Genomic DNA, 18,468 nt, shown 5'->3' with positions numbered 1-18,468 from the left:
GTGTCTGAGCATCCTGTCAGCAGGGGCTCGGTAAAGCCTGAATCTCCATGGGCGGCGCTAATAGAAGTGATTCGCAAACGTGAGTAAATCTTATTTACATTTTATACATTTGTAATTTCAGATTTATGCGCAATCCGCTGTCAGTGTTTTCTGCCCAGATTTCGCCGCCTTGCAGTTGCACGACGCTGCGCGCAATTGATAAACCGAGGCCGAAGCCACTGCCGCCGGGGCGTGCGGCGTTGAGTCGGGTGAAGGGCTGAAAAATCTGTTCGAGTTTGTCGGGGGCGACGCCGGGTCCCTGATCTTCAATCCACACGTACCAATATGCGCCCTTGCTGACCCCGGTGAATGTGACTGCGCCGTGTTGCGGCGAATGGCGGATGGCGTTGCGCAAGATGTTTTCCAGCGCCTGAGCCAAGCTGTTCAAGTTGCCCATGACGCGACAGTCAGGGGGCAGATCACAGCGCAGACGTTCGATCGGCCAACCGCTCTCGAAGCTGGCGTCGCCACTTAACACGTCCCATAGCTGGTCCAGCTCTACCGGCTCCAGCGCCAGGGCGGGGCGCTCGGTGTCCAGCCACACCAGCTCCAGCGTATCGCCGATCAATCGGTCCATGCTCTGTACCTCACGTTCGAGGCGCTGGCGCATGGCATCCATGTTTGGTTCACGTTCACCCGTCACGCGCAGTCGACTCAATGGCGTGCGCAACTCATGGGATAAATCACGCATCAGCCGGCGTTGCAGCGCCAGGGTGTTTTCCAGTCGCTCAGCCATATGATCAAAGGTTCGCCCTAAATCGCCCAGTTCGTCGCGCCGCCGAGCCACCTGCGGCCCTGCGCGGGCCGACAGATTGCCCGAACTCAATGCTGCCGCCTGGCGGCGCAGGGTTACTACGGGGGCGATCAATACACGGTAAAGCAGCAAGCCGAGCAGCAGCGCCAAACCCGCTGGCAGCACCCATTGCAGCAACACCTCCCACAGTCGCAAGTGCTCGCGCGGGTTGAAACGATGCGGCAGCTCCATCACCAGACGCGCTTTGTCGTCGCTGAAAGGCACATAGAACGTTGGCCAGCCGTTTGGCCGTCCTACGGTCCAGTGAAGCGGACGGACGAAGTCGAGTTTACGCCGCTCATGGTCATCCAGAGGCTGTGAAGACAAGGATTGCTGGTGCTCATCGACGACGGCGGCCCACACCCGTTCATGTTTGCGCAAGCTGTGCAGGAACTCGTCAACGCCTTGTTTACCACGTTCCCGCCACGCCGTTTCGGCTTGCCTTGCGTAAGCGGTATGGCTTTGCTTGGCCGGCTCGGAGAGCAGGGCCGTGGCGTCCTTGAGTCGCTTGCTCAGGTCGGCTTGCAAGCTGATCACCAGCATGCACAAGAGCGCGAGTACGCCGACCAGTTGCCACAGCAGCGAGTGCCGATTCGGCAGCGTCATGACTGCAACGGTGCCAGCACATACCCCATGCCGCGTATGGTCTCGACCCGCCCGGCGCTGTAACCGATGGCCTGCAATTTGCGGCGAACCCGGCTGACATGCATGTCCAGGCTGCGGTCATGTTGTGAGTGCGCCCGATGCATGACCTGTTGGTACAGAAAGGCTTTGCTCAACACCTCGCCGGGGTGCTGCATGAGAATTTCCAGTACCCGGAATTCGGTGCTGGTCAGCTCGGCCCAGCGGCCGTTGCAGCAAACATCCATGGCCTGCTGATCAAGCTCCAACTGCGGATCGCTGCCCACTTTTACCTGGGCCTCATGCTCGTAGGCCACGCGCCGCAGAATGGCATCAATGCGCACATCCATCTCTTGCATGCTGAACGGCTTGGGCAAGTAATCGTCCGCGCCCTGACTGAAACCTGTTATCCGGTCCTGCTCGGCACCCAGTGCCGACATCAGGATGACCGGTACACGCTGGCACTGGCGCACTTGAGCGAGCACCTCCAGACCACTGCTGCCAGGCAACATGATGTCCATCAGGATCAAATCGAACGCCTCGGTGCCGACCAGATGCAGAATCTCATTGGCATCGTGACGCAACGTGACGGCAAACCCCCTCTGGCCCAAGTGACTATCAAGATCGGCGGCCAGCACCGGATCATCCTCAATGGCCAGAATTCGCGTGGGCACATGAGAGGGAGAGGCATAGTGCATGAGGTAAACCTGCGAATGAGAATGATTGTATTGTGCGATTCTGACAAAAAAAGTCGCACATTCCCATCCCCTTAAGCCGCGTCCTCAAACTCCAGCGAAGCGGACACTCGGGCCGCATCTTCAATAGCCGAAATACATTCGTCGCGTTTTTGCTTGTTGGAAAAGGTCATGCCGCGCGAGCCGAACTTGCCGTGGATAAACAGCTTCTTGCCGCCTTGTCGCGTGATTTTTCTGATCTGATCCAGCGGCACTTGTTCCATCGTGCCCAAGTCAGTGATGAACTTCAGGTTGAAGTAATCAGTGATTGAGTAGTTGGCCATGTCTTTGGGCAACAGTACGCGGTTGTTGAAGGGGTCAACGAAGACGCCGAAATAGGTGGCGGCGATGGACTGGGCGATTTTTACGCAGATCAGTCCGGTGCCGATCAAGGCAATAGGTCCGAGCACGTAACCGATGGGTGAGCCGAATGAATAAGCACACACGATATAGGCGAACAATAAAAACGATCCGGCGGTGATGAAGGCCGGGGCCAGGTTGCCAATATCAAAAATGCGTTGTGAGTATTCGTTCTCGGTGTAGGTGGTTTTGAAGGTTTGATAGCGGATAAATGAAAAGATCATCAAGGGTATGAATACAACGAATCCAACCAGCAAACATATCGCGCGTGCGTTGTCTTGCTTTTCCTTTGCGGTGGCCATCCGAATCTTCCTGTGAGTAGTGGGTATTATTCGGTAATGGCTATCGGCCTGCACAGGTCATTCTTTAAGGTTTTGAGCCCATGCAGAGCCACCTCTGCGTATACTCGGCGCCCTCGAATTTACCCCGATCAAATGAACCGGGATTTCTCATCAGTCGTTCTCTCTCCCTGCCGTCTGCGCGCGTATCGGCTGCGCCTGTGGCGGCTTTTGTCCTTTTGTAGCTGGGTACGGTGGTGCTGTTCTTCCCCGCGCCTGTCCCGTCATTAACCACAGAGCACCACCTCACCGCTGCCTGTTAGCGGCTTTTTAATACTTGGCGGGCCTTTTCCAGCGCCCATGTTGCCCGGTCTAATGCACTGACTCCCTGCTCCAGCAATTGCTGTGTGGGGATTTCCAAGCTGAGCGGGATACCGGCGGGCAGCGCGTTTAACAGCCCGCGCAGGTCACAATCGCCATCTCCTGGAAATCTCCGTTCATGGCGAGCCTGACGCAGGATTTCATCCATATCTTCCGGGCGCGGACCCGCCACGTCGCACAGTTGAGCGTAGCGAAATCGTTGCGGCGCACGGGAAGTCGCAGCTGCCAGTTCCTCAAGTGATGAGGCAGACCGATTGAAGTGAAAAGCGTCAATCAAGACACTCCCGTTGGGATGTGCAGCACTCTGCACAATGCGCCATGCTTGCGACAGATCGCGCACGTCTGTCCAAGGCATGAATTCCAGATGTGGGTGTAGGCCAAACGGCGCTGCCATCTCGCACAGGGCAGCGAAGTTGTCTGCGAGGCGAGATTCGTGCGGATCGTTGCCCGCTATCAGCAATTCAGTCGCACCAAACTCGGCACCGACCTCCAGATAGGCAAGGAAATCCTGCACGCAGGTTTCCGGCTTCAATCGCAGAATCTCTATATCCAGCACCTTGATGCCGGTTTCCTTCAGGCGTTGGTGCGTTTGACGCCGCAACTGGGCATCTGTCATCAGAGGAAAGTGATGTTCCTGGGCTGTTGCCGGTTCCAGCCGCAAACCGAGGTGGCTGTATCCGGCGCGGGCAGCAACCTCGACCATGTCTGGGGGCGATAGCTCCAGCACGGTCAAGGCGGCAAGGGAAAATATCTGATCGCTCATGGTCGACTCTCGTTTTCTAATTCTAAAAAGACACGCGCCCTAACTTGAAAGACGACGATTTGGTCAGCTGTCTCTTTTTAGTTAGAACTGAGTTCCAGTTTCAAATCAAGAAAAAAAGTTTGCCCCGCATGAATGATTATTTCGGTAGCGGCTTGTGTTCGTTAATCGCACACAAGCCCTGTTTTACGGTTGACCTTTCTACGTCTGGCACCCAAAAATAAAAAACAACAACTGACTGAAACGCCCGTAATTCGGGGCCCGGACTCTTCCGTCGTAAAAATTGCTCAAAATAATTTCGGTTGTACCTCATGGCACCTCGTACGGTTGAGAGTCTGAAAACTGACCTTGCCAAAGCGTTGATCACCTATCTGAACCTGCTGTTCGACGTATCCAGGCGATTCTCTGCACAAGCATCAAACTCCCCAGAATCTTCGACGCCTCACCTGAGGTAACGGGCGAATTGAGATCATTGCTGAAACTGGAATGGTTTTCCAGAATCATCAAAAATGAATCTCAACACACATACAGGTGCCATGACGGCCCATGAGGAAACGCCATGCCAAGCGTGCTGAGCAACCCGCAGTTGAGTTACACAGGACTGTTTGACCGTGGTCTTGCCATTATGGAAATGCTGGCCAGTAGCGGTGAAGGGATTGCACTGACTGAGATTTCGGAAAAACTGCGTATCCCACGTAGCGCTACCCATCGCCTGTTGAACACCTTGTGTGAGACCGGATATGCGCGTCAAGAACAGGAGCGTGGCACCTATGTACTGACCTCAAAGTTGCAGGTCCTTGCCTTCACCCATCTAAGCGCGGACGGGCTGATTGATTCAGCCCAGCCGGTTCTCAATCAACTAGCCGCCGAGGTAGGAGAGCTGGTGCGACTGTCGGTGGTGGACGAGGACAGGCTGACTTGGGTTGCTCGTGCGCAAGGGGCACGCTCTGGTCTGCGTTATGACCCCGACATGGGCATGGCTGCCAAGTTATCGTGTTCTGCGACTGGATATGCCTGGATGGCAACCATGGACAACGAGCAGGCGCTGGCGCTGGTAGGGCGGCAGGGTTTTGGCTCGACTCAAGAGTACGGCCCATACGCCCCACAATCCGTTGACGCGTTGCTGCCAAGAATCGAGTCAGCCCGCGCGCTCGGTTATGCGTTAGCCATTCAAACCTTTGCTGACTGGATGTCAGCCATCGCCGTCCCCTTGCTTCATCCCGTCAGCCGCAAAGTGATTGGAGTGGTGAGCGTCGCGGGTCCTGTTTTCCGGCTTGGCGAAGAGCGTCTGCATCAAATTGCCCCGTCTCTGATCGCTGCTGTGGCGCAAATCCAGCAGCTGATTCCGGGCTCCGCGGCCCTTATGAGCCCAAGGCTCTCGGCACTCCATAGCAATCAAGGTGGCTAAGTGTGAACACCCAGACTAACGCAGATTCCAGATCCCTCAATTGTGATCTGCTGGTGATCGGTTCGGGGGCTTCCGGCCTTGCCGCTGCCGTAACCGCAGCGGCCCAAGGCCTTAAGGTCATTGTGGTGGAAAAGCATGAAACATTCGGTGGCGCGACCGCCTGGTCGGGTGGGTGGCTGTGGATTCCTGGCAATCCTTTGGCCAAACGGGCTGGCATTCATGAAGATCCGCAGCAGCCGCGTACCTATTTGAGGAATGAACTGGGTTCCCGTTACAACGCCGAACGCATAGATGCTTTCCTGGACAATGCGCCTCGTATGGTGTCGTTTTTTGAGGAAAAAACGACTTTAAAATGGGTCGATGGTAATGGCATCCCGGATATTCATGGCCGCGTTCCCGGCGCCGCTGTTCAAGGCCATCAGGTGATCGCTGCGCCTTATGATGCGAGAGAGATGGGACCGTTGATCCATCGCCTGCGCAAGACGATGAGAGAGACATCTTTTCTGGGCATGCCCATCATGGCCGGTCCCGATCTCGCTGCTTTTTTGAGCATGACCCGATCGCTAAAATCTTTTATTCATGTCACTAAACGTTTTCTGTCGCACTTGCGGGATTTGACGCTCCATGGTCGGGCAATGCACTTGGTCAATGGCGTGGCGTTAGTGGCACGGCTAGCCAAATCGGCGGTCGATCTCGGTGTGACGCTGATCGAGTCAGCACCCGCGCGCGAATTGATACTGAATCAAGGCAAGGTCGTGGGGGCAATCGTCGACACACCAGACGGTCCGACGCAGATCCACGCCAATAGAGGGGTGGTACTTGCAACAGGTGGTTTCCCCAACGACATGCATCGGCGTAAAGCACTTTTCCCGCGCACGTCTACAGACGAAGACCACCTCGCATTGCCCCCGGTGGAATGCTCTGGCGATGGTATTTCGTTGGGAGAGTCGGCCGGTGGTGAGCTTGATATCGACGTGGCATCACCTGCTGCGTGGGCACCCGTGTCATTAGTGCGCCATCGCAATGGCACAATTGGACACTTCCCCCACATCATTGACCGAGCTAAGCCCGGTTTGATCGGCGTGTTGTCCACGGGCAAGCGGTTCGTAAACGAAGCTGACGGCTATTACGATTACACCGCTGCTATGGTTGCAGGGGCCCCTGAAGGTGAAGAAGTAGCATCATGGCTGATCTGCGATCACCGCTTCCAGCGCCGTTTTGGACTGGGTCATTCGCGTCCATTTCCGCTGCCCGTCGGGCCTTCGGTTCGTAGCGGGTATCTACAATGCGCCAACTCCATTAAAGCGCTGGCCGAGGTCTGTGGTATCGATCCGGCCGGATTGCACGTGACTGTGCGCAATTTCAACGAGCATGCCCGCAACGGTGAAGATCCAGAGTTCGGTCGCGGCTCGACACCTTACAACCGCAAGCAGGGTGATCCGCTCATAGCGCAGGGTAACCCTTGTGTGGCCCCAATCGAGCAAGGCCCCTTTTATGCGGTTAAGGTTAGACCGGGCTGCTTTGGAACATTTGCGGGCCTAAAGACCAATGGTCATGCTCAAGTGTTGGATCGTAGCGGGACCGTAATTACAGGGCTTTATGCAGTAGGTACAGACATGGCGAGCGTTATGGGTGGTTTCTATCCCTCAGGAGGCATCAACTTAGGACCTGCCATGACATTCGGGTATATCGTTGGGCTTCACGCGGCATCCGAACACCCCCTCAAAGGACAGACACCCAGTCATCAGTCTTGAGAAGTGTCAGCCAGATACTCGTCATCACTGACGGGCTCCAGCCATTCGACATTTTTGCCGTCGAGGTATTCGGTAATAGCGATATGCGTCATGGCGGTGGTTGCCGTGGCGCCATGCCAATGACGTCGCTGGCACGGGCACCATATGATGTCACCCGCCGCAATTTCCACTTTTGGGCCACCCTCACATTGGGTCCAGCCTTTGCCTTGAGTCACAATCAGCGTCTGCCCCAGAGGATGTGTGTGCCAGTTAGTGCGTGCACCCGGCTCGAATGTGACGATAGCGCCGGCAATCCGTGCCGGTTCTTCGCCCTGAAAAGGGCTGTCGATGCGCACCTGGCCGGTGAACCAGTTGGCGGGGCCTTGTTGCGAAGGTGTCGAGCCGACCCGAGTGATTTTCATAAGAGTGCTCCTGAGGTGAGGTGCAGCAGAGTAAAGCTGAAATTTCAGATTTACCCCCCCGAACGTCGCTGGGTTATGCGAGATCAATCTGGGTGAGTACTACGTCAGCACCGCCGATGTTTTCTTTCTGGCCGCTCCAGCCCATGTTGCATTGTCGAACCTGATGGCTCTGTAAGCGCTCTGATTGCTTCGCTCAACGGTATACTGCGCCCCTCCGCTTTTACCCCAATCAACCGTACCGGAATTCTTCATGAGCCGTTCTCTTACTCTGTCACCTGAGCGCAGATCCTTCGCGCCCTGGCTGGCTATTATCCTTCTGTTGCTGGGCGCTGTATTTCTGCAAAACAGCGTCGGTTCGCATCAAGTGCTATTGCTGATCGTCGGCGCCGCGCTGGGCTTGACGCTGTACCACGCGGCCTTCGGTTTTACCTCGGCCTGGCGGGTGTTTATCAATGACCGGCGTGGCGCCGGTCTGCGCGCACAAATGGTCATGCTGGCCGTGGCGGTGGTGCTGTTCTTCCCCGCGCTGGGTGCGGGCACGTTATTCGGCCAACCGGTGGTCGGGCTGGTGGCGCCGGTAGGGGTTTCTGTCCTGTTCGGGGCGTTTATTTTCGGCATCGGTATGCAACTGGGTGGCGGCTGTGCGTCGGGCACCCTGTTCACCGTCGGCGGCGGCAATGCGCGCATGCTGGTGACGCTGTTCTTTTTTATCTGTGGGTCGTTGATTGCTACTCACCACGTAGACTGGTGGTTCGCGTTGCCCTCGTTCCCGGCAACGTCCATCGTCCAAACGCTGGGCGTAGTGCCAGCCTTGCTGATGAGCCTGGCCGTGTTTGCGATCATTGCGGCGGTGACCGTGCGGCTTGAAAAAGCCCGTCATGGCACGCTTGAAGCGGGTGTGACCAGTGAATATCAGGGTTTGCGCCGTTTCTTGCGTGGCCCGTGGCCATTGGTGTGGGGGGCTATTGGTCTGGCGCTGCTCAACTATGCAACCTTGGCGCTGGCCGGTCGGCCGTGGGGCATTACCTCGGCCTTTGCCCTGTGGGGCGCCAAGGCGGCCAGCGGGTTAGGCGTCGATGTCAGCAGCTGGGCGTTCTGGCAGATGCCAGGCAATGCCAAGGCCTTGGCCGCACCGGTGTGGGAAGACATCACCAGCGTCATGGATATCGGTATCGTGCTGGGTGCGCTGTTGGCCGCAGGTCTAGCCGGGCGCTTTGCTCCCAGCCTGAAAATCCCGGCCCGCTCCTTGGTCGCGGCGGTCATTGGTGGGCTGCTGCTCGGTTATGGTTCGCGTCTGGCATATGGCTGCAACATTGGCGCGTATTTCAGTGGCATCGCCTCGGGCAGTCTGCATGGCTGGGTGTGGTTAGTGGCTGCATTTATCGGCAATAGCGTGGGTGTGCGCCTGCGTCCTTTGTTCTTTGGGGCCGAACGAAAGCAACTGGCGTTGGGTGGATGCTGAGAACAGGTCATCACCGTTTACACCAGTCTTGAAATAGAAGGAACTCCTGCCCCGTTGTGACCCTCACACGCTTACCACGTGAGGATTGCGTATGACTGACGCTCTGGACGACTACCAAAAGAAGCGCAATTTTGCGGCGACGCCTGAGCCGTCCGGCGCTGTCAAGAAAAAGTCCTCGGGGCAGGCCTTGCAGTTCTGTATCCAGAAGCATGATGCCAGCCATCTGCATTATGACTTTCGCCTCGAACTGCAAGGCACCCTCAAAAGCTGGGCGGTGCCTAAAGGGCCGAGCCTGGACCCTCACGTCAAACGTCTGGCTGTAGAGGTGGAAGACCATCCGCTGGATTACGCTACTTTCGAAGGGAATATTCCTGAAGGCCACTATGGCGCGGGCGATGTCATCGTCTGGGACCGTGGCGTGTGGAAACCCATCGGTGACCCGGTAGAGCTGCTTAAAAAAGGCCGGCTCAAATTTGAACTGGAGGGCGAGAAACTTCAGGGCATCTGGAACCTTGTGCGCTCTAATCAGGAGGGTAAAAAACAACTGTGGTTTTTGATCAAGCATCAGGACGAGGCGGCCCGGCCTGAGTCTGAGTTTGACGTGACAAAGGCCATGCCCGATTCGGTGCTCAGCGACCGCACCCTTGGCGAGAAAAAGCCCAAGGCGGCTGCGACACAGAGCAAAAAAAAGGCCAGCCAATCTGCGCCCAAACCCCGCACAACAGGGCAACTGACGGGCGCCAAAGCCGGTCCGCAGCCTGCCAGTCTGAAACCGCAACTGGCGACGCTGGTGGAGCACCCGCCCACGGGCGACTGGCATTACGAAATCAAATTCGACGGCTACCGCATGTTGGCACGGGTCGACAAGGGTGAGGTCAAGCTGTTCACCCGCAATGGCCATGACTGGACTGCAAAGTTGCCCGAATTGGCCAAGGCCATCGCGACATTAAAGCTGGAGTCAGCCTGGCTGGACGGTGAAGTGGTGGCACTCGACAGCGAGGGCGTCCCCAGTTTCCAACAGCTTCAACAGGCTTTTGACGCCGATAAAAGCGGCGATATCGTCTTTTATCTGTTCGACATGCCGTATCTCAATGGAGCAGACCTGCGCAACGTGCCGCTGCAAGCGCGTCGATCAGCGCTGAAAAAGGTGCTCAACAGCACTAAAAATACCGTTCTGCGTTATTCCGACGATTTTGCCGAAGATGCCGCAAGCCTGCTGCGCAGCGCCTGCCAAATGAACATGGAAGGCTTGATCGGCAAGCGCGCGGGCAGCCTTTATGTATCCCGGCGCTCGGATGACTGGATCAAACTCAAATGCAAGCAGGGCCAAGAGTTTGTTGTGGTGGGCTTCACCGAGCCTAAAGGCAGCCGCCACTATTTTGGGGCTTTACTGCTGGGGCTACACGACAAGGACAGTGGTGAGCTGCGCTATGCCGGCAAAGTGGGCACTGGATTCGATGGCGAGACCCTGCGAACGGTGCATAAGCAACTCAAACCGCTGGAAGTCAAAACGCCCCCCGTCGTTAATCCGCCTACCGGGTTTGAAGCCAAGGGAGTGCACTGGCTCAAACCGCAGCAGCTGGCGCAGGTGAGCTACGCGCAGCTCACGGAGGATGGCGCTGTTCGCCATGCCGTATTTCAAGGGCTGCGCCATGACAAGCCAGTCAAAAACATCACCCGCGATGTGGCTCAACCCACACCTTCGGACAGTCACCCCAAGCTGACTCATGCAGAGCGGGTGATTGATGGCAAAAGTGGCGCGACCAAAGGCCAGCTTGCTGACTATTACGTCAGTGTGGCGGACTGGCTATTACCGACCCTCAAGGATCGCCCGCTAGCGCTGGTGCGAGCGCCGGAGGGCATCGCGGGTGAATTGTTTTTCCAGAAGAATGCCCATGGTTTGGCCCTCGCCAGTGTCGACTCGCAAAAAGGCGAGTCGGTGATTGTCATTAATAGCGTGAAGGCACTGCTCGAAGCGGTGCAGATGAACACGGTGGAGTTCCATAGCGGGAATGCGAAAGTGCCTGAGCTTGAGCGGCCCGATCGGTTTGTCCTCGATCTTGACCCGGACCCTGCCTTGCCGTGGAAAAGCATGGTCGAAGCGACTCAGCTGATCCTGACTCTGCTTGATGAACTGGGTTTGACCTCGTTTATCAAAACCAGCGGCGGCAAAGGCGTGCATATCGTGGTGCCGCTGACCCGCAGAGACTCTTGGGACACCGTTAAAACCTTTACCCATGCACTGGTGAAGTACATGGCCCACCTGATGCCCGGCCGTTTTTCGGCGGTCGCCGGGCCTAAAAACCGCGTGGGCAAGATTTTTATCGATTACCTGCGCAACGGCAAAGGCGCGACCACAATTAATGCTTACGCAGCCAGAGCGCGTGAAGGCCTGCCCGTGTCAGTGCCCATCGCCAAAGATGAGCTGAGCGAGATCAAGGGCGCTGATGCCTGGACCATTTTCACCTTGCCCAAACGCTTGGCTGCATTGGCGCAAGACCCTTGGGTCGAGTACGGCAAGACCCGGCAGATGATTACCAAAAGCATGCGTAAAACCATCGGTCTCGATGAATAAAGGAGCGGTACAGATGAGAACCCTCTGGAAAGGCGCTATCAGTTTTGGCTTGGTCCACATCCCTGTGGGGTTGGTGTCGGCCACCTCGCAAGAAGGCGTCGACTTCGATTGGCTGGACAAACGCACGATGGACCCGGTCGGTTACAAACGCATCAACAAAGTGACCGGCAAGGAAGTGACCAAAGAAAATATTGTTAAAGGCGTGGCCTTTGAAAAGGGTCGATACGTGGTGATCAGCGAAGAAGAGATTCGCGCTGCACATCCTGACTCAACTCAAACTATTGATATTTTCGCCTTTGTCGACAGCGCTCAAATTCCATTGGTGAACATCGATACGCCTTACTACCTGGCGCCGCAGAAGCGCGGCGAGAAGGTCTATGCGTTGTTGCGACACACTTTGGTAGACACCGGCAAAGTCGCCTTGGCGCATGTGGTTATTCGCACCACGCAGCATCTGGCGGCGGTGATGCCGGTTGACTCAGCGCTGGTGCTGGTGTTGTTGCGTTGGCCAGCCGAGGTGCGCAGTCTGGACACCCTTGAGCTGACCGAGGCGGTCACTAAGGTCACACTCAGCAAAAGCGAACGTGATATGGCCAAACGTCTGGTCAAGGACATGTCTGCCGATTGGCAGCCAGATGAGTACGTCGATACGTTTCAAGACCAGATCATGCAACTGGTTGAAACCAAGGCGCGGGAAGGCAAGATCGAGAGCGTCGAGACGCCGGGCGATGCAGATGAGCAGAAGTCAGCCGATGTGATTGACCTGACAGAGCTGCTGAAAAGAAGTTTGAACAGTAAAAAGCCACGGGCCGCCGAGTCCGCTAAAACGGCCGCGCCGAACAAGAAGAAAGCAGCCGAAGCACCAGCCCCTAAACGGCGCAGCCCGGCCCGCAAAAAAGCCACCTGAGTGCCAAAAGGCAGGGCGGTCGAGTCCGCCCTGCCGATACTCCGATTATTGGTTCGGCGTCACGCGCCACACGGTATTGGCAAGGTCGTCGGCAATAATCAGGGCACCTTTTGGATCAACCGTCACACCGACCGGTCGGCCGCGGGTTTTGCCGTCAGCGTCACGAAAGCCCGTGGCAAAGTCGACTGGATCACCCGCCGGGCTGCCATTTTTGAAGGGTACAAAAATCACCTTGTAGCCCACCGGGTTATCGCGGTTCCAGCTGCCGTGTTCACCCACAAAGGCGCCTTCAGCGAACTGTGTGCCCATTGGCGGGATGGAAAAATCCACGCCCAGTGCAGCCACGTGTGAACCCAGGCTGTAATCAGGCTTGATGGCAGCGGCCACTTTTTGCGGGTTTTGCGGCTGCACGCGGGGATCTACGTGTTGCCCCCAATAGCTATAAGGCCAGCCGTAGAAGCCACCTTGCTGCACAGAGGTCAGGTAGTCCGGCACCAGATCAGGCCCCAGCTCATCTCGTTCGTTAACCACCACCCAGAGCTTGCCGGTGTTTGGCTCGATGGTCAGCGCCGTCGGGTTGCGCAGCCCCGTGGCATAAGGCTTGTGGGCGCCGGTTTGGGCGTCGATCTGCCACACCTGAGCGCGGTCGGCTTCAACCTCCAGACCGCGTTCGGTGATGTTGCTGTTGGAACCGATACCCACGTACAACGAGCGGCCATCCGGGCTGATGGTCAGTGCTTTGGTCCAGTGGTGGTTGATGGCCGAGGGCAGATCCGTCAGCTTGATGGCGGGGCCACTGGCCTTGGTTTGACCGTCTTCATAATCGAAGCGCACCAGTGCGTCCTGATTGGCGACGTAGATTTTGCCATCGGCGTAGGCCAGCCCGTAGGGCGCATTGAGGTTCTCGGCAAACACCGATTTGACTTCGTAAACACCGTCGCCGTCAGCATCGCGCAGCAAGGTCAGCCGATTACCGCCTTTGACCTGCGTGTTGCCTTGCGCCTTGATGTAACTGGCAATCACATCCTTGGGTTTGAGTTTGGCCGCATTACCGCCACGCCCCTCGGCCACGAGAATGTCGCCATTGGGCAAGACCAGGGTTTGACGCGGGATTTTCAGGTCAGTGGCAATCGCCGTGACCGAATAGCCCTGGGGCACGGTGGGCTTTTGCTCCGCCCATTTCACCGGCTCGGCGATTTTCATGCTGGGCAACAAGCCACGTTGTGGCTCAGGCAAATTCGGATTCGGGCCTACCGCCAGCTTACTGTCGGCTTCGCCGCCACAGGCGCTTAACAACACCGCCATGGCGATTACTGTGAGTGCATGTTCAGGCTTCATTTTGCTTCTCCCGAGCGCAGGCCGGTCAGGCCGACCCACGTGGTCACACAGGCCAGCACGGTAACAATGACTGAAAGAAGCAAGCCATACGGCATGGTCGCCATGGCGTCCTTGGCATGTTCAAACGCGTTCACCAACCCGAGTACCCAGGTGCACAGCAGCAACAGAAAATAGATCACCGGACGGCCGCTTTTGGGCTGCGCCCTGAGCAGATTGACCAAGGCGAACAGCAGGGCCAGACCTGCAAACAACAATCCTCCGGCGATCAGCCAAGCGGCGAAATTACTCCACTGAATTTGAAAGGAATTGAAGTAGGCAATGTCACTGAACATTGCACCCATAAACAGCGGCACGGTCCCGGCCAGCAGGGTCGCGTGCAGCGGCGAGGGCGTGCATCGGAAGGTAAGGGGGGCTGAAACGGTCACGACGGCTCCTTGTTGTTGTACGACCCGCCGGTTTCAGTGCGCATGCACTGGCCTTGAAGGTCGCGCTAACGTGCTAAGTACGGATTGTGATGAGTTGGCGAAAGTTCAATTAAACAGGTATCTACTTGTGTCAGTGTCAACAAAGGGCGGGCAAAATCCCTGTAGCCGCTGACGAGCTCCGCGAGGCTGCGATCGGCGGCGTAGCCGTCGTAAATCCATTCTAATCCGGAGCAACAGGCTCACCTTCATTGCGGGGGTTTAGGTTTTGCGACGATTGCATCGTCGAACGTAGCCTCGCATTACTCGTCAACTGCTACGAACGCTCATGATCACGTCACTTTTGGCGCCCATTGAACGCCATTGATATGCGCGCCACCGTCGACAAACAGGGTATTGCCGGTGAGGTAGCGGCTGTCGTCACTGGCGAGGAAAACTGCCACCGGAGCAATGTCAGTCAACGGATCACCTATTCGTCCCATCGGGTTTGCCTTGGCCATTTCGGCGGCATTGTCAGGATGATGGCGCGCAAAGCGTTGATAAGCGTCGCTGGCTGCGCCTGGGCAGATAACGTTGCAACAGACCTGATACTGCGCCCACTCACGCGCAGCGGTTCGGGTCAGCGTACGCAGCGCTTCTTTGGCGGCGTTGTAATCGGCGCTGTAAAGGTGTGCATTCACGCCATTGAGCGAACACAGGTTAATCACCCGCCCGGAACCCACTTGCTTGAAATGCGGGAGAGCGGCTTGCATGGCCCAAAAGGCTGCCATCACCGCCATGTCGAAGGCACCGCGCAGTTGTTCGTCAGTCTGCTCTTCCAGGCGGGCAAACCCCGAGCCGCGCCAGGCATTGTTGACCAGAATATCCAGACGCCCAAAACGACTGACCGCTTGAGCCACCATCGCCTGAACCTGTGTTTTTTCGGTGACATCCACCTGCATGAAACTGACCCGCTTGCGTAGCTCGGCAGGCAGGTTGCTCAAGCACTCATCGCCCGCCGCCACATTGACATCAGCCATCAGCACATACGCACCGGCGCGGGCGTATGCCTCTGTCATGCCGCGGCCAATGCCGGCGGCGCCGCCGGTCACTATTGCCACCCGGTCTTCAAGCGTTCCCATGCTGTCTCCGTCATCAGTCGTTCGCTGCAAGGGCAGGCGAATAGATGAAGAAACTGTGCTGTGCGACGTTAGGAGCTACATCGTCTGTTCGAACTAGGGGCTTGCAACACAGGGGTTGCCAGAGATATATGCAAAGCCGTATATTCGGTTATCCGCATGTTATGAGCGTCAGATGTACACACCCTGCGATGTATTCAAGAGCTTGTCCGACGAAACCCGGGCTCGTGCCACCTTGCTGATAGCGCATCAGGGTGAGTTGTGTGTCTGCGAACTGATGTGCGCGCTTGACGACAGTCAACCCAAAATAAGCCGCCACCTTGCGCACTTGCGCAGCAGCGGCCTGTTGCTGGATCGCCGTCAAGGTCAGTGGGTTTATTACCGTCTCAATCCGGATCTTCCCGAGTGGGTTCGCGAGGTTCTAAACGTGACGTTCGAAGCCAATACGCAATGGCTCAAGGACAATATTTCGCGGCTGCAACACATGAAGGGTCGTCCCGTTCGTGAAGCCGCCCGCTGCTGACGCCCCCCATGCGCACCAGTTTACGGCCCGGCATTGGGTTCCAGCGCACTGTTTAATAGTTGACGCTCTTCAGGAGGAGCCATGTCAGAACACTTGCCCAACCTCGATACATCCCTTTTTAAAGGCCTGCCCTCTTCGGACGCGCCAGAGCACATGCCACGCATCCTGTTGTTATACGGCTCAACCCGCGAACGCTCTTTCAGCCGTCTGATGGTGGAGGAGGCCGCTCGTTTGCTGGAGCATTTCGGTGCCCAGGTGCGCATCTTCAACCCTTCAGGCTTGCCGTTGCCCGACGATGCCCCGGTGGAGCACCCGAAAGTACAAGAGCTGCGCGAGCTGGTGCTGTGGTCGGAAGGTCAGGTCTGGTGCTCGCCGGAGCGGCATGGCGCAATGTCGGCAGTGTTCAAGGCGCAGATCGACTGGATACCGCTTGAGATGGGGGCAGTTCGTCCCACGCAGGGCAAAACCCTAGCGGTGATGCAAGTCTGTGGTGGCTCGCAGTCCTTCAATGTGGTCAACCAACTGCGTGTGTTGGGCCGCTGGATGCGCATGTTCACTATTCCCAATCAGTCTTCGGTCCCCAAGGCCTATATGGAATTCGACGACAACGGTCGGATGAAGCCATCTCCGTTTTACGACCGGCTCGTGGATGTGATGGAAGAACTGGTCAAATTCACCCTGTTGTTGCGTGATCAGCAGGCCACGTTGGTAGACCGTTACTCAGAGCGCAAGGAAACGGCGGAGCAACTGATGGCCCGAGTCAACCAGCGTTCGATCTGAGGGCTGTTGACCAGTGCGCGGATCAGCTTTCGGACGGCGTCGCTGGCTCCTGATCGGCTTCAACGGCCAGTTTTAAACGGTCAGCTTTGCTAATGTATTTCACTTTATTTTTTGGGGCCAATTTGGCACTGGCCTTTTTAGCGTGAGCCTTCAGAAGCTGAGTGATTTTTTTACGACGATTCATGGTGTTCATTCCGGTATTGCGAAGGCCGGAATGATAGCAGTTTGGAAAATCGAACCGCAGCATGGGGCTGGCGGCGCACGTCGTTTTTATTTAAGAAGTTCAGATATTCGTGAACATTAAGGATTTGCAGTGAATCAGCACACATTGTCCATGCGCCTTGAGCGGGTGGCGGCCCATATGCCTGTCGGTGCGAGGCTGGCAGATATCGGTTCGGATCACGGCTATTTGCCGGTGGCATTGATGCGCCGGGGGCTTATCGCGGCGGCCGTGGCGGGTGAGGTGGCTTTGACGCCGTTTCAGGCGGCGCAACGTACCGTGCGTGACAATGGCCTTGAACAACAGATCACTGTGCGCAGGGCTAATGGTCTTGAGGCGATAGAGCCGCAAGACGCCATTACGGCGATCAGTGTATGCGGCATGGGCGGTGAAACTATCCGCGACATTCTTGAAAACGGTAAAGCGCGTTTGAGCGGCCAGGAGCGTTTGATCTTGCAGCCCAACGGCGGCGAGCAGCCTCTGCGTTATTGGTTGATGGAAAACGGCTACCGCATCGTCAGCGAAGAGCTGCTCAGTGAAAACAGCTTCTACTACGAAATCATCGTCGCCGAGCGTGCCGGGCCGGTGCTGTATAGCGCCGAGGAACTGTACTTCGGTCCCTTGCAGATGCAGGCGCGTAGCCCTGCGTTTCTGAGCAAATGGCAGCGCATATTGCGCCACAAACAGCAGACCCTGGCGCAGTTCGCCAAGGCGCGACAGGCCGTACCAGACGTGAAAGTGCACGAGGTGGCTCAACAGGCCCGGTGGATTACCGAACTGCTGGCCTGAAAGCGATGCACGGTGTTTGATTGACCCTAACCTCGTCCGCGATAAATGCTGCACTTGTGCTCGCGTGCGTGGGTATTCGCGGAACACCTCGTTTAATGAATTATTAGTTAGTTGTCCCGATACTGGCCCGAGACGACGATAGCGAATATTCATCCACATACGAGGCAAACCCGTCCCATGCAGCAACCAAAACAATCGGCCCGGCATTTTTCTATTCAACGGTTAGGCCTGAGCACGGCGGGGGTTATCGCGCTCATCTTTGCTGGCATGACCGGTGCTCAAGCGGCCCCCTCCGGGACTGACACCATCAAGGCCTACAAACTGTGTACCGGCGCCGATAACGCCTCGCATGTTCTGCAAGGCACCATCGACCAGACCCAGCGCAACGATGTGACCTCGATTCACTTCAAACAAACCCCGGCCCATGCATCTTTTGACTGGCATAACGACCCGGAGCCGCAGTACGTCATCACGCTGTCCGGAACCTTGGCGTTTGAAACTCGTGGCGGCGAGACATTCACCCTGCATCCGGGTGAAGTACTGGTCGCGGAAGACAATACTGGCTCGGGGCACCGCTGGAAGATGGTCGACGACCAACCCTGGCGCCGCGGCTATGTCGTGCTCAAGCCCGGCGCGCGTGACTCGTTCGTGCCCAATGATCCCGAGGCGGCCAAAGTGTGCATAGCGCCTTAACGCCGTTACGAACCGTCAGTTGAGCGGCTGCGCGCCGGTTGCAAACCCGCGTGCAGTCCCTCTTCAATGTGCATCTGCGCCTGCGGATGACTCCCTTTGTCGGGCCTGGGTT

18 protein-coding genes are annotated in these 18,468 nt (G+C 56.9%); 9 read left to right on the top strand and 9 right to left on the bottom strand.

The genetic code is table 11. From position 1 onward, the window contains the following. Positions 1–94: 94 nt before the first annotated feature. The 4 genes from GHN86_RS12865 to GHN86_RS12850 all read right to left on the bottom strand — a co-directional run bounded on the left by GHN86_RS12865 (position 95) and on the right by GHN86_RS12850 (position 3,969). Positions 95–1,438, bottom strand: coding sequence for a histidine kinase sensor domain-containing protein (locus tag GHN86_RS12865; protein ID WP_153378678.1), 1,344 nt, complete (start codon positions 1,436–1,438; stop codon positions 95–97). Further along, entirely contained in the window at positions 1,435–2,151 is a 717-nt protein-coding gene (locus GHN86_RS12860) for a response regulator transcription factor (protein ID WP_153378676.1), read from the bottom strand. Before GHN86_RS12860 ends, GHN86_RS12865 begins: the two co-directional genes overlap by 4 nt. Before the next feature lie 71 nt (positions 2,152–2,222). Continuing rightward, complete coding sequence (locus GHN86_RS12855) at positions 2,223–2,849, bottom strand: hypothetical protein (RefSeq protein WP_153378675.1); 627 nt, start codon at positions 2,847–2,849, stop codon at positions 2,223–2,225. Between the two features lie 295 nt (positions 2,850–3,144). After that, positions 3,145–3,969 carry a sugar phosphate isomerase/epimerase family protein gene (locus GHN86_RS12850; RefSeq protein ID WP_153378673.1) on the bottom strand — a complete coding sequence of 275 codons (825 nt, stop codon included), beginning with the start codon at positions 3,967–3,969 and terminating at the stop codon, positions 3,145–3,147. Positions 3,970–4,525: 556 nt separating this feature from the next. On the opposite strand from GHN86_RS12850, the gene GHN86_RS12845 reads away from it, so the two are divergent. Both GHN86_RS12845 and GHN86_RS12840 read left to right on the top strand, forming a co-directional pair. Further along, complete coding sequence (locus tag GHN86_RS12845) at positions 4,526–5,374, top strand: IclR family transcriptional regulator (protein WP_153378671.1); 849 nt, start codon at positions 4,526–4,528, stop codon at positions 5,372–5,374. Between the two features lie 2 nt (positions 5,375–5,376). After that, positions 5,377–7,128 (top strand): FAD-dependent oxidoreductase, encoded by a 1,752-nt coding sequence (locus tag GHN86_RS12840; RefSeq protein WP_323369265.1) that lies wholly within the window; start codon positions 5,377–5,379, stop codon positions 7,126–7,128. On the opposite strand, the gene GHN86_RS12835 is transcribed toward GHN86_RS12840, so the two are convergent. Then, positions 7,119–7,529, bottom strand: a complete 411-nt coding sequence (locus GHN86_RS12835) for a cupin domain-containing protein (RefSeq protein WP_153378669.1) — start codon at positions 7,527–7,529, stop codon at positions 7,119–7,121. The two genes, GHN86_RS12840 and GHN86_RS12835, sit on opposite strands and share 10 nt — an antisense overlap. A gap of 250 nt (positions 7,530–7,779) precedes the next feature. On the opposite strand from GHN86_RS12835, the gene GHN86_RS12830 reads away from it, so the two are divergent. The 3 genes from GHN86_RS12830 to GHN86_RS12820 all read left to right on the top strand — a co-directional run bounded on the left by GHN86_RS12830 (position 7,780) and on the right by GHN86_RS12820 (position 12,473). Further along, positions 7,780–8,991 (top strand): YeeE/YedE family protein, encoded by a 1,212-nt coding sequence (locus GHN86_RS12830; protein WP_153378668.1) that lies wholly within the window; start codon positions 7,780–7,782, stop codon positions 8,989–8,991. Between the two features lie 91 nt (positions 8,992–9,082). Next, positions 9,083–11,566 (top strand): DNA ligase D, encoded by a 2,484-nt coding sequence (ligD, locus tag GHN86_RS12825; RefSeq protein ID WP_153378666.1) that lies wholly within the window; start codon positions 9,083–9,085, stop codon positions 11,564–11,566. A 13-nt stretch (positions 11,567–11,579) separates the two neighbouring features. After that, complete coding sequence (locus GHN86_RS12820) at positions 11,580–12,473, top strand: Ku protein (RefSeq protein WP_153378665.1); 894 nt, start codon at positions 11,580–11,582, stop codon at positions 12,471–12,473. Between the two features lie 45 nt (positions 12,474–12,518). On the opposite strand, the gene GHN86_RS12815 is transcribed toward GHN86_RS12820, so the two are convergent. The 3 genes from GHN86_RS12815 to GHN86_RS12805 all read right to left on the bottom strand — a co-directional run bounded on the left by GHN86_RS12815 (position 12,519) and on the right by GHN86_RS12805 (position 15,354). After that, positions 12,519–13,811, bottom strand: coding sequence for a PQQ-dependent sugar dehydrogenase (locus tag GHN86_RS12815; RefSeq protein ID WP_153378663.1), 1,293 nt, complete (start codon positions 13,809–13,811; stop codon positions 12,519–12,521). After that, positions 13,808–14,236 carry a DUF2231 domain-containing protein gene (locus GHN86_RS12810; protein ID WP_323369264.1) on the bottom strand — a complete coding sequence of 143 codons (429 nt, stop codon included), beginning with the start codon at positions 14,234–14,236 and terminating at the stop codon, positions 13,808–13,810. Before GHN86_RS12810 ends, GHN86_RS12815 begins: the two co-directional genes overlap by 4 nt. Positions 14,237–14,565: 329 nt before the next feature. After that, a complete protein-coding gene (locus GHN86_RS12805) occupies positions 14,566–15,354 on the bottom strand; it encodes an SDR family NAD(P)-dependent oxidoreductase (RefSeq protein WP_153378661.1) in 789 nt (262 codons plus the stop codon). 172 nt (positions 15,355–15,526) lie between these two features. Here GHN86_RS12805 and GHN86_RS12800 point away from each other — a divergent pair, with 172 nt between their 5' ends. Together GHN86_RS12800 and arsH are read left to right on the top strand one after the other, a co-directional pair. Beyond that, a complete protein-coding gene (locus GHN86_RS12800; protein WP_153378660.1) occupies positions 15,527–15,874 on the top strand; it encodes a metalloregulator ArsR/SmtB family transcription factor in 348 nt (115 codons plus the stop codon). An 81-nt stretch (positions 15,875–15,955) separates the two neighbouring features. Continuing rightward, on the top strand, positions 15,956–16,654 hold the full coding sequence (gene arsH, locus GHN86_RS12795) for an arsenical resistance protein ArsH (protein WP_153378659.1): 699 nt from the start codon (positions 15,956–15,958) through the stop codon (positions 16,652–16,654). Positions 16,655–16,676: 22 nt separating this feature from the next. On the opposite strand, the gene GHN86_RS12790 is transcribed toward arsH, so the two are convergent. Next, a complete protein-coding gene (locus tag GHN86_RS12790; RefSeq protein WP_153378658.1) occupies positions 16,677–16,838 on the bottom strand; it encodes a DUF2986 domain-containing protein in 162 nt (53 codons plus the stop codon). Positions 16,839–16,967: 129 nt separating this feature from the next. Here GHN86_RS12790 and GHN86_RS12785 point away from each other — a divergent pair, with 129 nt between their 5' ends. Together GHN86_RS12785 and GHN86_RS12780 are read left to right on the top strand one after the other, a co-directional pair. Continuing rightward, a complete protein-coding gene (locus GHN86_RS12785; RefSeq protein WP_323369263.1) occupies positions 16,968–17,663 on the top strand; it encodes a tRNA (adenine(22)-N(1))-methyltransferase in 696 nt (231 codons plus the stop codon). 177 nt (positions 17,664–17,840) lie between these two features. Further along, positions 17,841–18,356 carry a cupin domain-containing protein gene (locus tag GHN86_RS12780; protein WP_153378657.1) on the top strand — a complete coding sequence of 172 codons (516 nt, stop codon included), beginning with the start codon at positions 17,841–17,843 and terminating at the stop codon, positions 18,354–18,356. Positions 18,357–18,468: the final 112 nt, after the last annotated feature.

It is taken from the genome of Pseudomonas helleri (assembly GCF_009600315.1).
GTDB lineage: Bacteria > Pseudomonadota > Gammaproteobacteria > Pseudomonadales > Pseudomonadaceae > Aquipseudomonas > Aquipseudomonas helleri_A.
Note: the sequence above shows the minus strand (reverse complement) of the source record. Positions and strands in the feature narration are given on the sequence as shown.